The organism is Bacillus sp. FSL L8-0528, assembly GCF_038593085.1.
GTDB classification, from domain to species: Bacteria; Bacillota; Bacilli; order Bacillales; family Bacillaceae; genus Bacillus; species Bacillus paralicheniformis.
In genome coordinates this window covers 3082811-3104435 of record NZ_CP151961.1, presented here as the reverse complement: position 1 = coordinate 3104435, position 21625 = coordinate 3082811, and the positions used below count along the sequence as shown (strand labels likewise).

The window sequence follows — 21625 nt, the reverse complement described above, 5'->3', positions numbered from 1 at the left end:
ACAAAACGGATTTTTTTAAGGTGATGACCATGAATAAACAAACTGAAGACCTATATCTGTCTTTTCATCAGAAGCTGTTCCAATTTCTTTTAAAAAGGCCGGCAGTCTCGTACGATGACTCTGTTGCCTGGCTAAAAGCGGCAGCAGAGTCATTTTTTTCGTTTATATCTCTTTCATTGCGTCCTTCTTCAAGACCGCAGGGAGCGAACGACCAAATCAGTCGAGTTAATGATTATTATATCATTATAACAATAGAAGAAAACAGCAAATATATAGAACTTTCATGTCAAAAGAATCATAAATTACCAGAACGTCTCGCGGAATCCATTCATCTGTTTTTGGTGCATTGTCTGGAGCTTGACGCATTATTTCGTGATGAGCTTAAGAAAACAAAGATTTATGAAAAGACGGAGCTGCTGCATGAGCTGATGGATCAGGAGCAGGTGCTCAAGACAATGCTCGAAAGCTTAAGGAGTGTGTTTCCTTTTTTAACGTATTGTCTTTTCTTGTCATACGATGAGGATCAATACATCAACCTCCCTGCGATAGAGTTGGATGTGCAAAGCGAATCGACCGATTCTTTCGCCTTGGAGGCATACTTATCAGGACAGGTGAAGAGCAAAAATGAAGCGGAAGTATACATTCCGATTAAAGGCCGGCAGGGAACGTACGGCGTTTTGAAAGCCTTTGGACCAGGCGCTGCCGATACGGCAGCGGATATATGCATTATTTCGAATGCGGCAGGGAAAGCATTTGAAAATTCACGGCTTTACGAACAGTCGCAGAATATGATTTCAAATTTGGAGCTGATTAATGAAACATCGCATCAGCTGAACCGGACGAAACGCCTCCCGGATATGATGAAGAGTTTGTCCGAAAGGCTGATCAGTTCATTTGGTGCCGAAGAAGTGGGCTTTTTTTATAAAAATCACTTGGGCGAGGAAAACCTGCTGCCGAAAAGCACTAGTTTTTTTCAGACTGATGATGCCCTTCCATACATCCGCTATGTTAAAGAAAAGATTTCAGAGGAAAACGGGGTGTTTGTCGGAAACGGTTCTTCGCTTTTTGGGAATGAAGGATATGCTTCATTAATGGGCGTTCCGATGCTGGAAAATAATGAAAACAAAGGATTTGTCATCGTGTTGAAAAAAAACGTCTGCTCCTTTTCGTTTGAGATGTTTAAGCTGTTTCAGACGCTGATCAGGCATTCCACGCTCGCCGTATCGAATTTGATGCTGCGCGACCGGCTGAAGTATCTTGTTCAAACAGACCGTTTGACAGAGCTTTACTCGAGAAGCTATTTCGATGAAAAAATCGGATACAGTATGAAAGCGGATGAGAGCGGCGTGCTCGTATTGATTGATATCGATGATTTTAAACAGATTAACGATACGTACGGCCATCAGAAAGGCGATGATATTCTCATTCAAGTCGCCCGGGTGATCCAGCGAAACATCCGCGACCAGGATGTCGCAGCAAGGTGGGGAGGAGAAGAGCTTGCGGTATACTTGCCGAAAGCAAGGCTGAACGCCGGTGAAATGCTTGCTGAAAGGCTCATAATGCTTGTCAGGGAATATACGGATCCGACGGTGACGATTTCGTGCGGGGTATCCCATTGGTCTCAGGATCGTCCGAAATCTTTATCCGACCTTTTTAAAGAGGCGGATGTCGCGCTGTACAATGCAAAGCGGAACGGGAAAAACAGGTTCATGACACATTAAAAAAGAGCCGGATTTACCGGCTCTTTTCGCTTAAACGCTCTCCAAGCTTCTCTGTGAACTTTTTCAAATAATATTCATCCGTTTCGTCGAAGCGGTTTTTAATCGGGCTGTCGATATCGAGCACTCCGATGATGTTCCCGTCAACTTCAAGCGGAACTACGATTTCGGATTGGGATGCCGCATCACACGCAATGTGTCCGGGGAACGCGTTCACATCTTCAACGCGCTCAACCCGGCCGTTTGTATAAGTGGTGCCGCAGACGCCTTTCCCGAACGGGATTCTTACGCATGCAGGAAGTCCCTGGAACGGCCCGAGCACAAGCTCGCCGTCTTTGGCAAAATAAAAACCCGCCCAGTTGATGTCTTCCAATGATTGATACAAAAGAGCGGAGGCGTTTGCTGTATTGGCGATCATATCAGGTTCGCCTTCTGTCAGCGCATCGATCTGTTTGAGGAGAAGCTCGTATTTTTTTTCTTTGCTGCCTTCTGTTTTTTCGACATGAAACATGATAATTTCCCTCGCTTTTTCTTTGAAATGGCAAAAACACGCTTGCCGTGATGCTATTTGTCGAGCACTTTTTACAGGAACAATTCCGTTTGAAGTGGAATTGTTTTAAGTAAGAAGGGGTGAAACAAGATGGGATCAAACGCTATTTCAACCACGAAGGACAGGATCATCGAATCTGCCGTGGAGCTGTTCAACCAAAAAGGTTTTTCAGGAACATCCGTCCGCGAAATTGCCCGAGCAGCCAATGTTAATGTCGCCCACATCTCCTATTATTTTAATGGAAAAGGCGGTTTAATGGAGCATTTGATATCCCGTTTTTATGAAGGCTATTTAAGAGTCCTTGAAAAGGGTTATGAACGCCTTCAGGATGCAGGTGCAACGGATTGCCTTCTTCAATTGGTTTTTGATATTCTATCGTATCAGCATGAGCATCGTCAATTAACTCGGTTTGTTTATCGCGAAGTCACGATCGATTCCACACTGAATCGTGAAGTGTTGTCGACATATTTAACAAAAGAAAAGTACATTCTCCATCTGATCATTGAAAAGGGAAATGAGGACAACGAATTTTCCCGTTTTCCCCTTTCCCATTTTATGATTCAGCTGAAGTCGCTTTTAATGATGCCTTATCTGCAGCCTCAATATATTTCAGAAGTGCTTTATGTACAGCCGCACGAGCCGTACTTTTATCAGGCGTATTACAAGGAAGTCAAAACATGGCTTCTCAGTCTGTTGTACAGAGAAGGTCGGCAAGCCGCCGTTATTTAGCAAAGCGGCTCTCAAACTGTTCGTAACCAAATCCGGCATCCTCTGCTTGGTGGGCGTCAGACCCAAAGACAAGCGGGATGTTTTTTTGTTCCGCTTCTTTTATCATCCATTCTTCCATATAGACGTCGCCTGCATAAGGCTTGCGGAGGCCGGACGTATTAAAGTCAAGTTCGAATCCGCGTTTTGCAGCTTCATCCAGACAGGAGGAGACTGATTTTCTGACGCTTTCTGACATCGTATACGGAAACAGCTTCACAAATTTTTTCGCAAGCGTGATGTGGCCGATTCGTTTTGGCTTAAATGCTCCCAGCGGTGATACAATGGAAGAATAGATTTCGTCATAATAGGCGAGATAGACCTGTTCTGTGCTGCCGTAGCAGCCGATCAGCTGCTGAAACGCTTTTTCATCGTAGTCAAGGCAGATGTACGAAGATCCGGCCGGCAAAAAATGAACGGAAAGAATGCTGTCGTCAAGATGCGTGCCGTATTGATCGAGAAAAGCTTTCGTTTCGTGTTCAAAGGCGCGGATATAATCGACTTCAAGACCGATCAAAACGTCGAGCTGTCCTTTGTATTCTGTCTTCAGTTCGGTCAGCCGTTCAATATAGCGGTCCAGCTCGGAGATCGGCATGGCGCTGTCTTTCTCCGGAGTCGGATCCATGAATGAAGGCGGAAGCGGCGCATGCTCGGTGAAGGATACGGATCGGAAGCCTTTTTTGCATAATTCTTCTATATAATATCTGAATTCGTCTTTTGATCCGTGCGGACAAAAAGGAGAATGAACATGACCGTCTCGTTTCAGCATGATGTCACCCCGTAAAAAAATAGTCAGATGTTGTCACTTTGATGTAAAAAAATTAAAAATTCTGCTCAAAAAATGTTGGTTACATGGTATCATAAGAACAATGAAAACGATAGTTTAACTTCATTTTTACATAACAATTTCAAATATCATACCCTGACAGAACAGATAAACAGCAAGGGGGCTCATTATGGAGTTTGTCATTGGCTTACTGGCGTTATTTTTAATCTTATTCGCTACGGGCTACTTATTCAGAAAAAATATATATAAAGAGATCGACCGTTTAGAAGCTTGGAAAATTGAAATCATGAACCGATCGATCGTGGAAGAGATGTCAAAAATCAAGCATCTGAAAATGACGGGGCAGACTGAGGAATTCTTTGAAAGGTGGCGCCGGGAATGGGATGAAATCGTCACCTCGCATATGCCCAAAGTCGAAGAGCTTCTGTTTGAAGCCGAGGATTGCGCCGACAAATACCGTTTTCAAAAATCGAAACAGGTGCTTGCGCATATTGAGAATCTTTTATCAGCGGCTGAATCCAACATTGAAGACATCTTAAAGGAAATCGCCGATCTTGTCTCGAGCGAAGAGCAGAACCGCAAAGAAATCGAAGAGGTAAAAGAACGGTATACAAAAGTGCGGAAAAACCTTTTGGCATACAGCCACCTGTACGGAGACCTCTATGAGAAAATTGAAGCCGACCTCGACACCGTGTGGGAAGGCATTAAACAGTTTGAAGAGGAAACAGAAGGCGGAAATTATATAGAAGCCAGAAAGGTGCTGCTTGCCCAAGACCGTTTGCTTGAAGAGCTTCAATCATACATAGACGATGTGCCGAAACTGCTTGCAAGCTGCAAGCAGACCGTTCCGCAGGAACTTGCCAAATTGAAAGCCGGCTATCAGGAAATGATCGATAAAGGGTACAAGCTCGATCATATTCAAGTGGAGAAGGAGCTCGAAAACCTTTTGAAAGAATTGAAGCGCGCTGAAGGTGCGCTTTTGGACGAACTTGATTTAGAAGAAGCCGCCGCAATCGTGCAGATGATTGATGAAACGATCCAGACGCTGTATAACCAGCTGGAGCATGAAGTCGAAGCAGGGCAGGAAATTTTGGGGAAAGTGCCTGAGCTTGCCGCTGCATTGGAAAAGCTTGAAGCCTCCAAAAAGGATACCGAAGCTGAAACCGAGCTCGTTAAGAAAGGCTACAGACTGACAACCGGAGAACTGGAGAAACAGCAGTCATACGAAAAGCGCCTTGAAATGATCGAAAAGCAGTTCGAACAAGTGAGAGAAAGGCTTGATCAGAAACATGTCGCCTACTCGCTGTTAAAAGAAGAGCTTGCGGATATCGAAAAGCAGATGGAAGCCGCTCAACGGGAGCATGACGAATACAGGGACATGCTGCAAATGCTGAGAAAAGAAGAGCTTCAGGCAAGAGAGCTTCTCAAGCAATTGAAGCGGACGATCAAAGATACGGCGCGAAGCCTGGAGAAAAGCAATGTTCCAGGCATTCCGGAGGCCATAACCGAAAAGATCCGGCAGTCGCAGACGACTGTGCAGAAAGTGACAGAACAGCTGAATGAGCTGCCGCTGAACATGGATGCGGTGAACGAACGCCTTCAAGAGGCGGAACAGCTTGTCACAGAAGTGAAAACAAAGACGGATGAACTGGTTGAAATGGTTTTGCTGATCGAACGCATCATCCAATATGGCAACCGATTCAGAAGCCAGGACCGGATTCTTTCCGAACAGCTGAAAGAAGCAGAGAACAGTTTTTACGCATATCAGTATGAAGAGGCTTACGACATTGCCGCCAGAGCGGTGGAAAAAGCGTCGCCGGGAGCAGTGGCCCGGCTTGCAGCGGACGCGAAGCAGCCTGAATAGAGCAAAAACCCGGCACGTGAAGAGGCGTGTCGGGTTTTTTTATCTAAAGCTGCAATGAAAGATAAAAAAACCGGCCCTGTTTAAAAACAGAGCCGGTTTTTCAAAGATCAGCTGACTTTCTTTAATTTGTCTTTCGGCGAAGCGATAAAAAATGTCACAATGTAACCGATCACCGCGCCGATAACAGCCGGAATGACCCAGCCGACACCCATGCTGAACAGCGGGATGTTCGCTTTTAAGATATCGTTAACCGGCCCCAGCGGAATTTTCGCCGCGTTTAATCCGTCGATGATGCTTAAAATTCCAGTCGGGATAAGGGCACCGATATAGACTTCGCGCCGTTCAGCAAACAGCTTGTCAATGAATGAGAGCAAAACGACAACGATCGCAAGCGGATAAATCGCCGACAGAATCGGTACTGAAAACGAGATGATTTCTGTCAGTCCGAAATTGGCAATCACAAGGCTGAAAAGCGTCACGATGATGACAACAGCTTTGTAAGAGAGCTTCGGAATCAGCTTTGAAAAATACTCTCCGCAAGAGGAAACGAGTCCGACGCTCGTCGTCAGGCAGGCGAACAAGATCGCGATACCGAGCACGGCATTTCCAAGCGAGCCGAACAAATACGCGGAAGCTTTGGACAATATTTCGCCGCCGTTGTCGAGCGAACCGACGGTTTCAACACTTGTCGCCCCTAAATAAGCGAGAGAAACATAAACGAGTCCGAGACCGACTGCAGCGACTATCCCCGCTTTGATGCATGAAGCGGCGATTGACTTTGGATTTGTAACGCCGCGGTCTTTAATCGCGGTAATAACGACAATTCCAAATACGATTGAAGCGATCGCATCCATCGTTTTATACCCTTCTAAAAATCCGACAAACAGAGGTGCGGATTGATAGGCCTCTGTCACAGATCCGATGCTGCCCATTGGGGTGATAAACGCTTTGATGACTAATATCGCGATTACAGTCAATAATATCGGTGTTAAAATTTTACCGATGCGGTCAACAAGCTTGCTTGGGTTTAAAGACAGGAAATAAGTGATTCCGAAAAATATCAGGGTAAAGATAAACAGATAAAGACTTGATGAATGTTTCCCTAAAAACGGCTCTACCGCTATTACGTATGAAACATTTCCTGTCCTTGGAATAGCAAACAAAGGTCCGATCGTCAAATAAATGCTGACGATTAATATCGTGCCGAAGACCGGATGGGCTTTGTCAGCTAGGCCTTTTGCACTCCCTTTTAGAGCAACCGCGATGACGCCGAGCAGCGGAAGACCAACGCCTGTCAGCAAGAATCCGATGATAGCCGGCCAAACATTCTCTCCGGCAGCTTGACCTAGCTGGGGAGGAAAAATCATATTTCCCGCTCCGAAAAAGAGGGCGAACAGCATAAGTCCAATCGCCGTCGTTTCCTTAGCGGATAGTGAAGTTTTCATTAAAAAGAACCTCCTGGTTGTTGTTTAAATTTTCTGTCAATTTATTTTCGTGATATAATATGACAAAAGTCCAAAGACTATTATATTTTAAAAATCAGAGAAGTCAAACATTTATTTTTAATTTTCAATTACAAGTTGATATGATAACATATACAGTCATGAAAAAGAACGTTCATTTTTAAAGGAGTAGATCATGATTTATCTTGATAATAGTTCAACAACAAAACCATATCCTGAATTATTACAAATTTATGAACAAGTAAATCAGCGCTTCTTCGGCAACCCGTCATCGCTGCACCGCCACGGCATTGAAGCGGATCAATTGCTTTCAGAAGCGCGGAAACAGATCAAAACGGCGCTTTCGCTAAAAAGTCATGATATCGTGTTTACGTCCGGCGCTTCAGAAGCCAATAACATGGCGCTGAAAGGCATTGCTTTGGCACATATGCAAAAAGGAAAACATATCATTGCTTCCTCCATTGAACACCCGTCTGTGACGGAATCTTTGGAGCAGCTGAAGACGGCCTTCGGCTTTGAGGTTACATATCTTCCTGTCGACGGCCGCGGATTTGTTTCGCTTGAAGATCTGAAACAAGCGCTCCGCAAAGACACGATTCTGGTGAGCATCATGCACGTCAACAATGAAACAGGCGTCATCCAGCCTGTGGAAGACATTGGCAAAATCGTAAAAGAAAACACAAGGGCATACTTTCACGTTGATCACGTTCAAGGCATTAACAAGGTTCCGCTGGACATCTCCGGGGCAGACTTTGACCTTTGTACGATATCGGGCCACAAATTTCACGGCTTAAAAGGAACAGGAGCGCTCATTCTGAACGAACGGATTTCGCTTTTTCCTTTGATTTCCGGAGGAGAACAGCAGAACAACAGGCGTGCCGGAACTGAAAATACCGCCGGCGCTGTTACGCTTGCAAAAGCGATCAATATGTCAAAACAGGATTATAACCATTATATAGAAGAAATAAAGGCGGCAAAATCGGCTTTTATCAAGGAGCTAAAAGATCTAAAAGGTGTTATATTAAATACGCCGGAAGAAAACAGCGCGCCGCATATCATTAATTTTTCCGTGCCGGGATTGAAGGCCGAGGTCCTTTTGCATATGCTAGAAGAGCGGGGTATTTTCGTATCGACGACATCAGCATGCTCTTCAAAACAGCATAAGCCGAGCAAGGTGCTTTTAGCAATGGGAAAAGGTGAAGATGCAGCGGCAAGCAGCATCAGAATCAGCATGACATACCGGGACAATCAGGAGATTGTCGGCCCGTTTATGACGGCCTTAAAAGAAAGTTTACACAAACTAAAAGGAATTATGAGGTAGAGACACAATGAATGAAGACTATATTTTAATCAGATTTGGCGAAATTTCAACAAAAGGAAAGAACAGAAAGCTTTTTGTCGATCGCCTGAAAAGAAATATCAAAATGGTCTTGCGCGATTTCCGCAACGTCCGTTATGAGTCAACACGTGACAGGATGACTCTCGTATTAAACGGAGAAGACGCGGAAGCCGTAATGGCCCGTCTGAAAAACGTTTTCGGCATCCAATCGTTCAGTCTTGCCGTGAAGTGCCGGACAGATCTGGAAAGCATTAAAGAGACGGCGCTCGCGTCTGTTCAAGAACAATACAAGCCCGGAGATACCTTTAAAGTATCGACGAAAAGGGCTTATAAGCAGTTTGAATTAAATACAAATGAGATGAATGCCGAAATCGGCGGACACATTTTGCGCAACACCGATGATCTTACCGTTGACGTTCATTCCCCGGACATCCATTTGCGGATCGAAATTCGGGAAGATGCTACGTATTTGACATTCCGGGATGAAAAAGGTGCGGGCGGACTGCCGGTCGGAAGCGGAGGAAAAGCGATGCTTATGATATCCGGCGGAATTGACAGCCCTGTTGCCGGGTTCTATGCTATGAAGCGCGGGCTTGAGATCGAAGCCGTTCACTTTTTCAGCCCGCCATATACAAGCGAGCGGGCCAAGCAAAAAGTGATCGATCTCACTAAACGCCTTACGGCTTTCGGCGGAGACATCAAGCTTCATATCGTTCCGTTTACGAAAACCCAAGAGCTCATTCAAAAGCAGATTCCCGAAAACTATTCCATGACGGCGACCAGAAGGCTGATGCTGCAGATCGCCGACAAACTGCGCGAACGTCATAACGCGCTTGCCGTCTTTACAGGAGAAAGCCTCGGCCAGGTGGCAAGCCAGACGCTCGAAAGCATGTATGCCATCAACGCGGTCACAAGCACGCCGGTTTTGCGCCCTTTAATCGGCATGGATAAGACGGAAATCATCGAAAAAGCGAAGGAAATCGATACGTACGATATCAGCATACGTCCGTACGAAGACTGCTGCACGATCTTCACGCCTTCTGCGCCGAAAACGCGTCCGAAAAAAGAAAAAATCGAACACTTTGAAAGCTACACAGATTTCGAACCGCTCATCAACGAAGCTGTGGAGAACACGGAAACGATTGTTTTGAGCAGCAAAGCGGAAACGAAAGATCAATTTGCGGACTTTTTCTAAAGGATTATTCGATCAAACGCCTTTGTCTGTTTTTGCATACAATTACCAAACATTCTTTGTATGAAGTCATGTGTTTTTACACAATCTATACTCACAAGGAGGTGAGAACACATGGCTCAAAACAACAGACAAAGCAGTTCTAACCAACTATTGGTTCCTGGTGCTGCTCAAGCTATCGACCAAATGAAATTCGAAATCGCTTCTGAATTTGGCGTTAACCTTGGAGCAGAAACTACTTCTCGTGCAAACGGTTCAGTTGGAGGAGAAATCACTAAGCGTTTAGTTTCTTTCGCTCAACAGCAAATGGGTGGAACACAACAATAATGAAAATTAAAAAGCAATGGATAATGGGTGGGGTTTAATCCCCACTCTTTTTTATGTTCTGCAAAATAGGCATTTCGGAATACAATTGTAAGAAAGGATTATGTATAATAAAAAGATGGCACAAGACAAGGAGATGGAAGGGTTGAGAAGAGAAGATTTGATTGCGCCGGAGAAGTATAATGCGGTTGATGAAATTGAAAAATTTAAATCTTTCCGTGATAAAACCGCTTTGATCTGGGAAGATGAATCAGGGCGTCAAGTGTCATGGACCTATGAAAAATTGATTGAAAGGGCTTACAAAATCGGCAGCATATTGACCCGTTCTGGACTGAAAAAAGGTGACAAGCTTATCGTGATGATGCCGCGGATCCCCGAGACATATGCCGTCTACATGGCCATTTTAAAAGCTGGAATGGTGGTCATCCCATGTTCCGAAATGCTCCGGGCGAAAGACTTGGATTACAGGATCAAGCATGCCGGCGTCAAAGGAGCCGTCGTATATTCAGCATTTCTTGATGCTTTTCTAGATGTTCAAGCAAAAGATGAGCTGTCGTTATTTGCCGTCGGAGAAAGCAGAGAAGGGTGGATCAACCTGCTTGAAGAAATGAATCAGGCCGTTGCAGCGGATTTTCAAGTGGCTGATACCTCTCGCGATGACATCGCATTTTTATCTTACACATCCGGCACGACCGGTCAGCCAAAAGGAGTTGTACATACACACGGCTGGGCTTATGCTCACTTAAGAACGACAGCTTCCGCATGGCTTGACATTTCAGAAGGGGATCTCGTCTGGGCGACAGCGGGGCCAGGCTGGCAAAAATGGGTATGGAGCCCGTTTTTAGCAGTGCTCGGCAGCGGTGCAACAGGCTTTATCTATCACGGGAAATTTACGCCGGAAACGTATTTGCGGCTGATTGAGCGCCATCAAATCAATGTGCTGTGCTGTACGCCGACAGAGTATAGGTTCATGGCGAAAGTCAATGATTTGTCCCGCTTTGACCTGTCTTCTCTGCACAGCGCTGTTTCGGCCGGGGAGCCGTTGAACAGGGAAGTCATTGATACATTTAAAAAGCATTTTCACATTGCTGTGCGGGACGGATACGGACAAACGGAGAGCACGCTGTTGGTGGGGATTTTAAAAGGAATGAAAATCAAGCCTGGAAGCATGGGAAAACCGACGCCTGGAAACCTGGTTGATATTATAGACGAGAATGGAAAGAGCTGTCCGCCGGGCGAAACGGGCGATATCGCCGTCCACTTAAGCACGCCGGCTCTCTTTAAAGAATACTACAAAGATCAAGAACGAACGCTCCGCCAAAGAAGAGGGGATTACTTTATAACAGGGGATAAGGCGCGAAAGGATGAAGACGGCTATTTCTGGTTTGAAAGCCGCAATGACGATGTGATCATCAGCTCAGGATATACAATCGGCCCGTTTGAAGTGGAAGATGCGCTGATCAAGCATCCTGAGGTCAAAGAATGTGCTGTTGTGGCAAGCCCTGACGAAATCAGGGGATCGATCGTGAAAGCATATGTTGTCTTAAAGGATCGATCCCGCGGAAATGAACAACTGACAAAGGAATTGCAAAACCATGTAAAAGCCATGACGGCCCCTTATAAATACCCCCGGGAGATAGAATTCATCGAAGAACTGCCGAAAACGCCTTCGGCGAAAATTAAGCGCTTTGAACTAAGACAACGGGAAATCGTTCTTAAAACAAAAGCTGAATAACAACACAAGAGGGGGGAATATCCTTTGGGGCATGACTCACTCCGAAACATCGAGAAGGAAATCGCGCTTTTAGTCCGTCTGACCACGGCCTACAGTCCGCGGTTCGGAAGTCTGGACCGCTCGGAATATCTGCTGTTAAGCGAGCTTGATAAGCAAAGTCCTCTTGCCATCAACTCGCTGGCTGAAACCTTAATGCTGAATCTTTCGACAGCGAGCAGACAGGTTGCAGCATTGGAACGGAAAAAGCTCATCAGGCGTTTTCCTGATCCCAACAACGGCCGGATCAGCCTTGTGGAAATGACTTCGGAGGGCATTGATACTCTGAAAAAAGTGCAAAAGGCCCGCTATCATGTATACACGGAGGTTCTTCAAGACTGGACAAAAGAAGAACTGACCACGTTGGAAACTCATTTGATCAGACTGAATCAGGATTTTAAAAAGTGGAGCAAATAAGCGGATAAAGGCTGGTGGTCAGACGATCATCAGCCTTTTTCTTTTGAATCGGTTGATTTATTGAAAGAAGGATGTATAATATAACTTGCATAATACAACTTGTAATATGAAATATATAAACCGAAAGGAGGAGCACTTTTGAGTCAATCCGATGTGACGATTCAAAGCTCTAAAAAAATGGGCATTCCGAAATATTTGATCATTTCGGTTTTAACGATACTGGCCATTGGGCCGCAATATTTTCTCAATCTTTCCTATACGCTGAGCCAAGCCGTCATCCAAAACGGACTTCATTTGTCACCGGACGATATGCGAATTCCGTCTATTTTGACAAATCTTGCTTTTGCTCTCGGTGTTCCGCTTGGACGTATATTTTCAAGGAGATTCGGGGTTCGGAACAGCTACATGATCTTCATCACTTTATTTTTATGCGGTTCACTGATTGACGCACTTTCAACAGGTTTGTTTTCGCTTCTTATCGGAAGAGTGATACAAGGATTAAGCGCCGGGATGTTATTTTTGACGATTCTTCCTGTCAAATTGATTTCGTTTCCCAACAAGGTCCGCAATTTGTTTTTGTTTTTCGTCATTAGCGGATTGTTCGGCGCCTCTGCCATCGGCGCGGTGTTTGGTTCCCTGTCATTGAGCGCGGATGCATGGCGCTGGGTGTTTATATTAAATATTTGTTCGCCTGTCCTTTGCCTCGTGATCGGCTTCTTTTCTTTGCCTAAACAAGCAGCGGAAGAGCGGGAGCATCATCCGATTGATAAGACAGGAGTATTTATGCTCTCATTGCTCATGATTGTTTTGGCGGTGCCGCTTATCAATTTGCAGAAGACGGGTGTTCACTCTTTTTATGTGTGGCCGTTCTTTTTGGCTGGGTTCATCATCTTGGCGTTATTTATCATCACAGACTTGCGAGCCCGTGATCCGCTTGTGCCGTTTCGTTCGCTGTGGTCTGCAAAAGCTGCTTCCGGGACAGTCATGGCCGTTGCCTCACACGTTGCACTTATTGTTTCGCTTGCCGGGATAAACGGGTTTTTGGAAAACATTGCAGATGCTTCTTTTGAAAGCCTGACGCATTTTTATATGTGCTTTTTCACAGGGATTTTAGCTACTGCCGTGCTCAGCACGCTTTTATATGATCATTTTGGCGCCGGATTGCTCGGCTGTATCGGCGCTTTGGAGATGATCATCGTCGGTATGGAATGGAGATCGGTTCAACCCGGTGTTTCGATGGAATCGTTATATCTTCATGCTGTTCTGCTGGGCAGCGGCGTCAGCATGGTGTTGGTGTCGGGAGCGCTGGGCACGGCGCTTGCCGGAGATATTCACCAAGCTTCAAAACGCTCGGTTTCGCTTCATTTTATCCGCAATTTCGCCGGGGCCTGGGCTGCACCAGTGATCGGCTGGTTTGCTTCTATGAAGAATGCAGTGCACTACGAGACGATAAGAGGACATATCAGTGAAGCTGATCCAGAAATTCAGCTGGAACTGTCAAAAATGATTCATGATTTTGTCAGCAGCGGGCTTTCTCTTGGTGATGCGAAAAACATGGCGGCCTATACGATTGTTGCGAATGTCAGAAAAGCTTCAGCGCTCGGCGCATATCACGATTTGTTTACGATACTGCTCTGGCTAAGCGTCATTATGCTTGCGGCTTCAATTGGAAAGGCAGTGACCGGAAAGGGAAGATCGCTCGTCCAGAAGCGCCTTCACCTGCCCGACCCTTCAGCAAGTCAAGAAAAGGAGATAGGATAAACATGAGTAAAGGACGTTTGGTGATCATCAATATGGTGGGGATTATCGCACTTTTAGCGCTTATCGCTGTATGCGGATATTACTATTATCAAAATGAACATTATGTCACGACAGATGAAGCGAAGGTTTCTGCAAATATGACAAAAATAACGGCGCCTGCTTCCGGAAAATTAAGCGGCTGGGATTTAAAAGAAGGTGACCATATTTCAGATGGCGACAGGCTCGGAAAAATATCCGACGGTCAGCAGTCGGTAGCTGTCAAAGCCATTTCTGAAGGAACACTCATCAAAAATACAGCCGTCAATCATAAAATCGTAAATGCAGGGGACGTCATCGGCCAAACTGCCGATATGGACAGCCTTTATATAACGGCTCATATTAAAGAAACGGAATTACGTGACATTGAAAAAGGCGACAAAGTGGACATCTCAGTCGACGGGGACCCTGATGCAACGTTTGAAGGGAAGGTCGAAGAGATCGGATATGTAACAAATTCGGTATTTTCAATGTTTCCGGAAATGAAGACAAGCGGAGACTATACGAAAGTCACAGAGAAAGTTCAAGTCAAGATTTCGATTCAAAATCCGTCCGCCAAAGTGCTGCCCGGCATGAATGCGGAAGTGAAAATTGCGTTATAAGCACCCGCAAAAAAGAGCAGGAAGAACATCCCGCTCTTTTTTAATGAAAAGGTTTTCAAAATTATAGAAATGTCCGCCTTACTTTTTCCCAAAACGAATTGTCTTTTAATTTAATGGTTTTGATCATCTTGCCCGAGAGGCTGACTTCGACTTCTTTTACATGCATCGTACTGAAGGCTTCGTTATCAAGGCCGATGATCGGATAGTCGTTCCCGTCTTGGACGATTTTTAATGTCAGCTGTCGGTCCGCACTTAAAATAAACGGCGATCCGAGCGTTCTGTATGTGTTGTTGTTCAATGAAGCGAGCTCTGTCACCTGTATGCATGGAAGCAGCGGATCGACGACGGCCCCTTCAACCGATTTGTTATACGCGGTGCTTCCGGTCGGAGTGGACACGATCATTCCGTCCCCGCGGAATGTTTCAAAGTGAAGATCGTCAATATAGACGTCCATCACAAATGTTTTAATGATGCTTGAACGGATGGATACCTCATTCAGACATTGAAAGCTTGTCCCGTCAACGGTTACATCGATCAGCGGATATTTTCTGACCTCGATTTGTGCAGAGTTTGTCGCTTCAATCATTTTATCGGTATCATGTATATTAAAATCCGCATACAAATGAGCTTTCCCCTTTTTTGCCACGCCTACGTACAGGCAGTCATCCCTGAAATTCGTCTTTCGAACCGCCTGCAAAAATGTCCCGTCGCCGCCGATGCTTGCGATAATATTGGCTTCATTGTGATGGTGAACGACGCGAAATCCGTGTTGTTCGGCAAGCTGTTTCAGTTTTTTGCACTGCTCGTCGGTTTCTTCGCTTTTTTTGTAAAAGAAATAAATGTTCCGGCGGTCTGTCACAATCATTCTCCCCTTTGTCTGTTAAGTTTAGATTTTTCTGCCATCTAACATGTGTGTTAAAATGACCTGTGACCCTTAGTTTACCATGTCCAAAAACTTCTTGTATATGAAGCGGCATCATACTGAACTTTTTCTCTTCATATACGTATTAAAACATGCAGCTTTTTTTATTCAAAGGAGGAGAACAGACAAAATGAATGCGAAAAGATGGATCGCACTTGTCATCGCGCTGGGCGTATTTGCGTTATCTGCGGTGGTGAGCCTTTTGCTAGCAGTATTTGACACGATGGGGAATGACGGAAAGATGCAGTTTGGCCTTAATGACACCCAGGAAGAAACGGTGCTTGAACAAGGAAACAGCTCAAGAAAAATCGCCGTGCTTGAAGTGAACGGAACGATTTCCGACAATGGCGGCGCTTCTGGCTTGTTCAGTTCTGAAGGCTATAACCACAGATCGTTTTTGCAAATGCTTGAAAAAGCAAAAGACGACTCTGCTGTAAAGGGCATTATTCTGCGCGTCAATTCTCCGGGCGGCGGAGTATACGAAAGCGCCGAAATACATAAGAAGCTTGAAGAGATCAAAAAAGATACGAAAAAACCGATTTACGTATCAATGGGCTCGATGGCTGCGTCTGGAGGCTATTACATTTCAACGCCTGCCGACAAAATCTTTGCAGCGCCGGACACGCTGACGGGTTCACTTGGGGTCATCATGGAAAGCCTTAACTACAGCAAGCTTGCAGAGAAGCTTGGATTGAAAACGGAAACGATTAAAAGCGGTGAGTTTAAAGACATCATGTCACCGACGCGCGATATGACGAAAAAAGAAAGAGAAATCATGCAGTCAATGGTCGATGACGCGTACGAAGGATTTGTCGATGTTATAGCTGAAGGACGCGGCATGTCCGAAAATGATGTGAAAAAAATTGCCGACGGACGCGTTTATGACGGCCGCCAGGCGAAACAGAACCATCTTATTGATGAGCTAGGCTACTATGAGGATGCGGTCAAAGCGATGAAAAAAGACCACAAAAACCTTGCCGGAGCATCTGTTGTCAGCTATGAAGAATCAGCCGGCCTTGCGTCGCTGTTTTCGATGACTGCAAATAAGATGTTTAAAAGCGAAGCCGATTTCTTAAACATTAAAGAAGCAATTTCTCAATCCGGCGCACCGAGACTCATGTATTTATACGCTAAATAGGAGGGGACCGAAAAAATGGATGTGACTTATGATGGAAAGGATCATAATGAATTATCACCGGACGCCGGTGTTTCCAGGGAAGAATCGGCCCCGCATGTAGAGCATGCCTATGCCGGTTTTTGGATCAGGCTGTTTGCCTTTCTGCTCGACGGGATTGTTGTCGGCAGCATCAACAAATTAGCGGTTTCACCTGTTTTCAGCCTGCTGAATCTCCCTAAAGAATCAGGGTTTTTCACTTTTTCGATTTATTCTTTTGTGACGGCGGCAGTATTTTTCGTTTATTTCGTCCTGATGACGAAGTATTTCGGACAGACGTTGGGCAAGATGGTATTCGGGCTGAAGGTCGTGTCGCTTGTCCCGGAAAAAGGGCTGACATGGGATGTGATCTTGTTTAGGGAGTTTATCGGCCGCTATATCAACAGTTTATATATTACGTATCTCGTTGCTGCGTTTTCGCCAAAGAAACAGGGGATTCACGATTTCTTTGCGGACACGGCGGTTATTCATGAAAAGCTGTATCGAAAAAAAGACTGAGCGTATCAAACCCGGCTGCTAAAACAGCCGGGTTTTTTGCTGCCTGGAATCGGCGGTATTCCGGCTATGTTTATTTTTTAAAATTTCTTCCTATAATGCATAGTATAAGAGGAAGTGAAATCATGATTTACATATGGATTGCGGTAGTATTCATTCTTTTGGCAGCGTTAATGATGATGAAAATCCGCATAGCGATCGAATATCTTCATACAGACGATGACGACCGGCTGACCGTCAAAGTTCGAACAGGTTTTGGCCTTCTGCGCATCAAAAAGGAAATTCCGGTGATTAGAATCAATCAGGAGGATATGACCGTTGATGTGAAAGAACAGACGAATTCGGCTCTAAAAAAAGATAAAAAGAGGAGAAAAATCGGCTATCGGGAAGTGTTCGATAATACGAAGCAAATCAAAAAATTGGTGGAACAGGTCATCAATATGCAGCCGATCATCCGCCGGTTTATGAAGCGGATTCACGTCACGAAGCTCGAATGGACCTCTGACCTCGGCTTTCCTGACGCGGCTTTAACCGGGATTGTTACAGGCGGCGCCTGGTCCCTGAAAGCCGGCACGGTGGCTCTCTTACATCAGCTTTTCTGCTTTGACAGCCAACCGGAATACGAGGTGATTCCAGCCTTTAACAGCCGTTCCTCCAAAACGCATCTGATATGTATATTCCATTTTCGGGTTGGACATGCTATAACCGCAGCTTTCAGAATCGTGATGAACTGGAAAGGGAAAATGCGCGGCTTATTTAAGCTGCCAAAAAATCTGTCAGGTTCAACAAAGAATGATTCATCAGTATAGGAGGAATGGAATATGGCTGAACATCCAATTCAAGGTTTGATGAAAACCGCAATGGAAAATTTAAAGGAAATGATCGATGTCAATACCATTATCGGAGATCCTGTAGAAACACCTGACGGCAGCGTCATCCTAACCGTCTCCAGAGTGGGATTCGGTTTTGCGGCTGGCGGAAGCGAGTTCGGCGGAAATAAACCGGCCGAATCCAAATCGAGCGATGGAGATCGCGAACGAAAAGAACCGAAGCTCCCGTTTGGCGGGGGAAGCGGGGGAGGCGTATCGATTACGCCGATTGCTTTTTTGATTGTCGGATCATCAGGCGTTAAAATACTGCATTTGGATGAAAACACGCACGTCATCGATAAGATTTTAGAATCAGCTCCGCAAACGATCGAACGGATTCAGCATATGTTTAAGAAAAACGATAAGCAGAAGCAAAATATGAACCGCCAAAACCAGACGCCTCCATTTTAAAAGCTTCGGCTTTCCGGCAACAGAGCCACTGAAGTTAACTGTTCCTGCAGCAGTTAACTTTTTTTGTCTCGCCCGAACTTAAGCTTTGCAGTTTGTCCTAAACTCTTTTATAGTAGAGTCATACATAAATGAAGGAGGAATGATGATGGCTTCAATTACATTTAAAGGAAACCCGGTGACACTGGTGGGTTCAGAAGTGAAAATCGGAGACCAGGCGCCTGATTTCACGGTTTTGTCCAATTCGCTTGAGGAAGTCACGCTTCAAGACATTAAAGGCAAACCAGCCGTTATTTCGGTGATTCCGTCTATCGATACAGGTGTTTGTGACGCACAGACCCGCCGCTTTAACGAAGAAGCCGCAGGCCTCGGTTCAGTGAAAGTGTATACGATCAGCGCGGATCTGCCGTTTGCACAGGCGCGCTGGTGCGGAGCAAACGGAATTGAAAATGTGGAAACATTGTCAGATCACAGGGAAATGTCTTTTGGGGAAGCATTCGGGGTTTACATTAAAGAATTGAGATTGCTTGCCCGCGCCGTATTTGTGTTAGATGAAAACGGAAAAGTCGTCTACACTGAATACGTCAGCGAAGCGACAAACCACCCGGACTACGACAAAGCCATCGAAGCTGCCAAATCACTCGTTAAGTAAATTCAACTCATAAAAGGGCTCCAGGTGATCATCTTGCCGGAGCTCTTTTCATGGCTTTGATTTTTTGATAAGGAGAGACATCATCATGCAAAACTATCCAGTCGAAACGATTTATGAATGGCTCGACAAAGGAGCAGAAGTCATCGCACGCGACCGGCAGATCCCTTACATAGAAGGATTGGCGGAAGCAGGAGAGGCATTCTTTACAAGTTCTGCGGACCGCGGGCTTTCCGAAAAAGCCGAACAAAACGTGAAGGATCTGCTCGCCCGTGCGCGCTTTTCAGAATGCAGCCATGAAGCGATCCGGAAAGCCTTCCAGCTTGCCATCCTGAAAGGCCAGAAAGATATTCCCCATCCGAACCGGCAGATGACGCCCGATACGATCGGTTTATTTATCGGATATCTTGTGAACAAATTTATGGGACCCAAAAAAGGATTGACGCTGTTTGATCCGGCGGTCGGCACTGGAAACCTGCTGCTTGCCGTCTTGAACCAGCTGGCCGGGGAAGCGGGAAAAGCGTTCGGATCAGAGATTGATGACGTCCTGATCAAGCTCGCCTATGTCCAGGCAAACCTGCAGGAAAAAGAAATCGAGCTTTTTAACCAGGACAGCCTGCAGCCGATTTTTATGGAGCCTGCCGATGCGGTCATTTGCGATCTTCCCGTCGGATATTATCCTGATGACGAAAGCGCGCGAGCTTTCGAATTAAAGGCAGATGAAGGCCATTCTTTTTCACACCATTTGTTTATTGAACAAAGCTTGACCTATACGAAACCGGGCGGCTATTTATTTTTTATGATTCCGAACCAATTGTTCGAAAGCAGCCAAAGCGAAAAGCTGCGCACCTTTTTAAAGGACAACGCGCATATTAATGCAGTGCTTCAGCTTCCGCTGTCCATTTTCAAAGATGAAGCACACGCGAAGAGCATTTTGGTTTTACAAAAGCATGGCGAACAGGCGAAAGCGCCTAAACAAGTCCTGCTCGCGCAAGTTCCGTCATTCGCCAATCAGGATGCGATGCTGAAAATGACAGCCAAACTCGACAACTGGTTTCAGGCTGAAAAAAGATAAGCAGATCAGAGAAGATATATTCTCTGATCTGTTTTTATATTCAGAAAATAATAATTTCTTTGTGAAAGCGTTAACATGCCGGATCGTGACTTGAAATGCACTCTTTTGAGTGTTTAAATGAGTAAGGCAGATATTTTTTGAATTTACTAAGAACGATTTTATACATAATTTTTATGATCCGGGTTGAACATAATGTCACCGGACTATAGGTAAAAAGGAGCGTCATTTTATGTCCAAAATTATTGCAATCAATGCTGGAAGCTCATCATTGAAATTTCAACTGTTTGAAATGCCCAGCGAAAAAGTACTAACAAAAGGCCTTGTTGAGCGAATCGGGCTGGATAACGGCATCTTCACGATTTCCGTCAACGACGAAAAAAAGACCGAAACTACAGATATCCCGGATCACTCCGTAGCCGTAAAAATGCTGCTGGATAAACTGACAAAATTCGGCATTATCAAAGATTTAAATGAAATTGACGGAATCGGACACCGCGTCGTACACGGCGGCGAAAAGTTCAGCGACTCCGTTTTATTGACGGATGAAATGATCCATGAGATCGAGGAGATTTCAGAACTCGCACCGCTTCATAACCCGGCCAATATTGTCGGAATTAAAGCGTTTAAAGAAGTGCTTCCAAATGTTCCTGCCGTGGCCGTTTTTGATACGGCATTCCACCAAACAATGCCGGAACAATCTTATCTGTACAGTCTGCCATACGAATACTATGAGAAATTCGGCATCCGTAAATACGGTTTCCATGGTACATCTCATAAATATGTGACTGAACGCGCGGCAGAGCTGCTCGGCCGTCCGATTGAAGAACTTCGCCTGATTTCCTGCCACCTTGGAAACGGAGCGAGCATCGCAGCTGTTGAAGGCGGCAAATCAATCGATACATCAATGGGCTTCACACCGCTTGCAGGTGTGGCGATGGGTACGCGTTCAGGAAACATCGATCCTGCGCTTATCCCGTTCATTATGGAAAAAACGGGTCAAACAGCCGACGAAGTCCTAAACACGCTCAATAAAAAGAGCGGTCTTTTAGGAATTTCCGGATTCTCAAGCGATTTGCGCGATATTGTCGAAGCAACTAAAGAAGGCAATGAGCGTGCGGAAACGGCCCTCGAAGTATTCGCAAGCAGAATTCATAAATACATCGGTTCTTATGCAGCGAGAATGAGCGGAGTAGACGCAATCATTTTCACTGCCGGCATCGGGGAAAACAGCGTTGAAGTCAGAGAGCGCGTTCTTCATGGTTTGGAATTCATGGGTGTCTATTGGGACCCTGCGTTGAATAACGTCCGCGGAAAAGAAGCGTTTATCAGCTATCCGCATTCACCTGTAAAAGTCATCGTCATCCCGACGAATGAAGAAGTGATGATTGCAAGAGACGTCGTCAGACTGGCTCACTAAAAAGTAAAAAAACAGCCTTCTCTTTAC

Annotated in this window: 21 protein-coding genes; 17 read left to right on the top strand and 4 right to left on the bottom strand. The window is 45.3% G+C overall.

The features are described from left to right. The first annotated feature begins 29 nt into the window (after nt 1-29). Nucleotides 30-1721, top strand: a complete 1692-nt coding sequence (locus MHI30_RS15785) for a GGDEF domain-containing protein (protein ID WP_075751934.1) — start codon at nt 30-32, stop codon at nt 1719-1721. Between the two features lie 13 nt (nt 1722-1734). Here the strand turns inward: MHI30_RS15785 and MHI30_RS15780 are convergent, their stop codons facing one another. Then, on the bottom strand, nt 1735-2229 hold the full coding sequence (locus tag MHI30_RS15780) for a GAF domain-containing protein (RefSeq protein WP_075751935.1): 495 nt from the start codon (nt 2227-2229) through the stop codon (nt 1735-1737). Between the two features lie 129 nt (nt 2230-2358). Here MHI30_RS15780 and refZ point away from each other — a divergent pair, with 129 nt between their 5' ends. Then, nucleotides 2359-2997 (top strand): forespore capture DNA-binding protein RefZ, encoded by a 639-nt coding sequence (gene refZ / locus MHI30_RS15775; RefSeq protein WP_075751936.1) that lies wholly within the window; start codon nt 2359-2361, stop codon nt 2995-2997. Here refZ and hisJ read toward each other — a convergent pair. Next, nucleotides 2990-3802, bottom strand: coding sequence for a histidinol-phosphatase HisJ (hisJ, locus tag MHI30_RS15770; protein ID WP_075751937.1), 813 nt, complete (start codon nt 3800-3802; stop codon nt 2990-2992). The two genes, refZ and hisJ, sit on opposite strands and share 8 nt — an antisense overlap. A gap of 187 nt (nt 3803-3989) precedes the next feature. Here hisJ and ezrA point away from each other — a divergent pair, with 187 nt between their 5' ends. After that, nucleotides 3990-5684, top strand: a complete 1695-nt coding sequence (ezrA, locus tag MHI30_RS15765) for a septation ring formation regulator EzrA (RefSeq protein ID WP_075751938.1) — start codon at nt 3990-3992, stop codon at nt 5682-5684. Between the two features lie 107 nt (nt 5685-5791). Here the strand turns inward: ezrA and brnQ are convergent, their stop codons facing one another. Next, nucleotides 5792-7129, bottom strand: a complete 1338-nt coding sequence (gene brnQ / locus MHI30_RS15760; protein WP_075751939.1) for a branched-chain amino acid transport system II carrier protein — start codon at nt 7127-7129, stop codon at nt 5792-5794. A gap of 193 nt (nt 7130-7322) precedes the next feature. Between brnQ and MHI30_RS15755 the strand changes: the two genes are divergently transcribed. The 7 genes from MHI30_RS15755 (at nt 7323) to MHI30_RS15725 (ending at nt 14589) form a co-directional block, all read left to right on the top strand. Beyond that, nucleotides 7323-8468, top strand: a complete 1146-nt coding sequence (locus tag MHI30_RS15755) for a cysteine desulfurase family protein (protein ID WP_075751940.1) — start codon at nt 7323-7325, stop codon at nt 8466-8468. A gap of 7 nt (nt 8469-8475) precedes the next feature. Beyond that, nucleotides 8476-9681: a tRNA uracil 4-sulfurtransferase ThiI gene (gene thiI, locus MHI30_RS15750; RefSeq protein WP_023855502.1), complete on the top strand. Its 1206-nt coding sequence runs from the start codon at nt 8476-8478 to the stop codon at nt 9679-9681. A gap of 111 nt (nt 9682-9792) precedes the next feature. After that, nucleotides 9793-10005 carry an alpha/beta-type small acid-soluble spore protein gene (locus tag MHI30_RS15745; protein WP_003184396.1) on the top strand — a complete coding sequence of 71 codons (213 nt, stop codon included), beginning with the start codon at nt 9793-9795 and terminating at the stop codon, nt 10003-10005. 133 nt (nt 10006-10138) lie between these two features. Then, nucleotides 10139-11737: an acyl--CoA ligase gene (locus MHI30_RS15740; RefSeq protein WP_075752487.1), complete on the top strand. Its 1599-nt coding sequence runs from the start codon at nt 10139-10141 to the stop codon at nt 11735-11737. Between the two features lie 24 nt (nt 11738-11761). Beyond that, on the top strand, nt 11762-12190 hold the full coding sequence (locus MHI30_RS15735) for a MarR family transcriptional regulator (RefSeq protein WP_075751941.1): 429 nt from the start codon (nt 11762-11764) through the stop codon (nt 12188-12190). Nucleotides 12191-12328: 138 nt separating this feature from the next. Continuing rightward, nucleotides 12329-13951 (top strand): MFS transporter, encoded by a 1623-nt coding sequence (locus MHI30_RS15730; RefSeq protein WP_075751942.1) that lies wholly within the window; start codon nt 12329-12331, stop codon nt 13949-13951. A gap of 2 nt (nt 13952-13953) precedes the next feature. Continuing rightward, on the top strand, nt 13954-14589 hold the full coding sequence (locus MHI30_RS15725; RefSeq protein WP_075751943.1) for an HlyD family efflux transporter periplasmic adaptor subunit: 636 nt from the start codon (nt 13954-13956) through the stop codon (nt 14587-14589). A 61-nt stretch (nt 14590-14650) separates the two neighbouring features. Here the strand turns inward: MHI30_RS15725 and MHI30_RS15720 are convergent, their stop codons facing one another. Next, nucleotides 14651-15448: an NAD kinase gene (locus MHI30_RS15720; RefSeq protein ID WP_075751944.1), complete on the bottom strand. Its 798-nt coding sequence runs from the start codon at nt 15446-15448 to the stop codon at nt 14651-14653. 193 nt (nt 15449-15641) lie between these two features. Here MHI30_RS15720 and sppA point away from each other — a divergent pair, with 193 nt between their 5' ends. The 7 genes from sppA to MHI30_RS15685 all read left to right on the top strand — a co-directional run bounded on the left by sppA (nt 15642) and on the right by MHI30_RS15685 (nt 21598). Beyond that, the gene (gene sppA / locus MHI30_RS15715; RefSeq protein WP_075751945.1) at nt 15642-16649 is read left to right on the top strand and encodes a signal peptide peptidase SppA; all 1008 of its coding nucleotides are present in this window, start codon (nt 15642-15644) and stop codon (nt 16647-16649) included. Between the two features lie 15 nt (nt 16650-16664). After that, nucleotides 16665-17183 carry an RDD family protein gene (locus MHI30_RS15710; protein WP_075751946.1) on the top strand — a complete coding sequence of 173 codons (519 nt, stop codon included), beginning with the start codon at nt 16665-16667 and terminating at the stop codon, nt 17181-17183. Nucleotides 17184-17305: 122 nt separating this feature from the next. Further along, on the top strand, nt 17306-17989 hold the full coding sequence (locus MHI30_RS15705) for a DUF2953 domain-containing protein (protein ID WP_075751947.1): 684 nt from the start codon (nt 17306-17308) through the stop codon (nt 17987-17989). 12 nt (nt 17990-18001) lie between these two features. Further along, on the top strand, nt 18002-18460 hold the full coding sequence (gene ytfJ / locus MHI30_RS15700) for a GerW family sporulation protein (protein ID WP_075751948.1): 459 nt from the start codon (nt 18002-18004) through the stop codon (nt 18458-18460). 145 nt (nt 18461-18605) lie between these two features. Further along, nucleotides 18606-19109, top strand: coding sequence for a thiol peroxidase (gene tpx, locus MHI30_RS15695; protein ID WP_075751949.1), 504 nt, complete (start codon nt 18606-18608; stop codon nt 19107-19109). 85 nt (nt 19110-19194) lie between these two features. Beyond that, on the top strand, nt 19195-20181 hold the full coding sequence (locus MHI30_RS15690) for a class I SAM-dependent methyltransferase (protein ID WP_075751950.1): 987 nt from the start codon (nt 19195-19197) through the stop codon (nt 20179-20181). 229 nt (nt 20182-20410) lie between these two features. Further along, nucleotides 20411-21598: an acetate kinase gene (locus MHI30_RS15685; RefSeq protein ID WP_003184371.1), complete on the top strand. Its 1188-nt coding sequence runs from the start codon at nt 20411-20413 to the stop codon at nt 21596-21598. Nucleotides 21599-21625 lie beyond the last annotated feature (27 nt).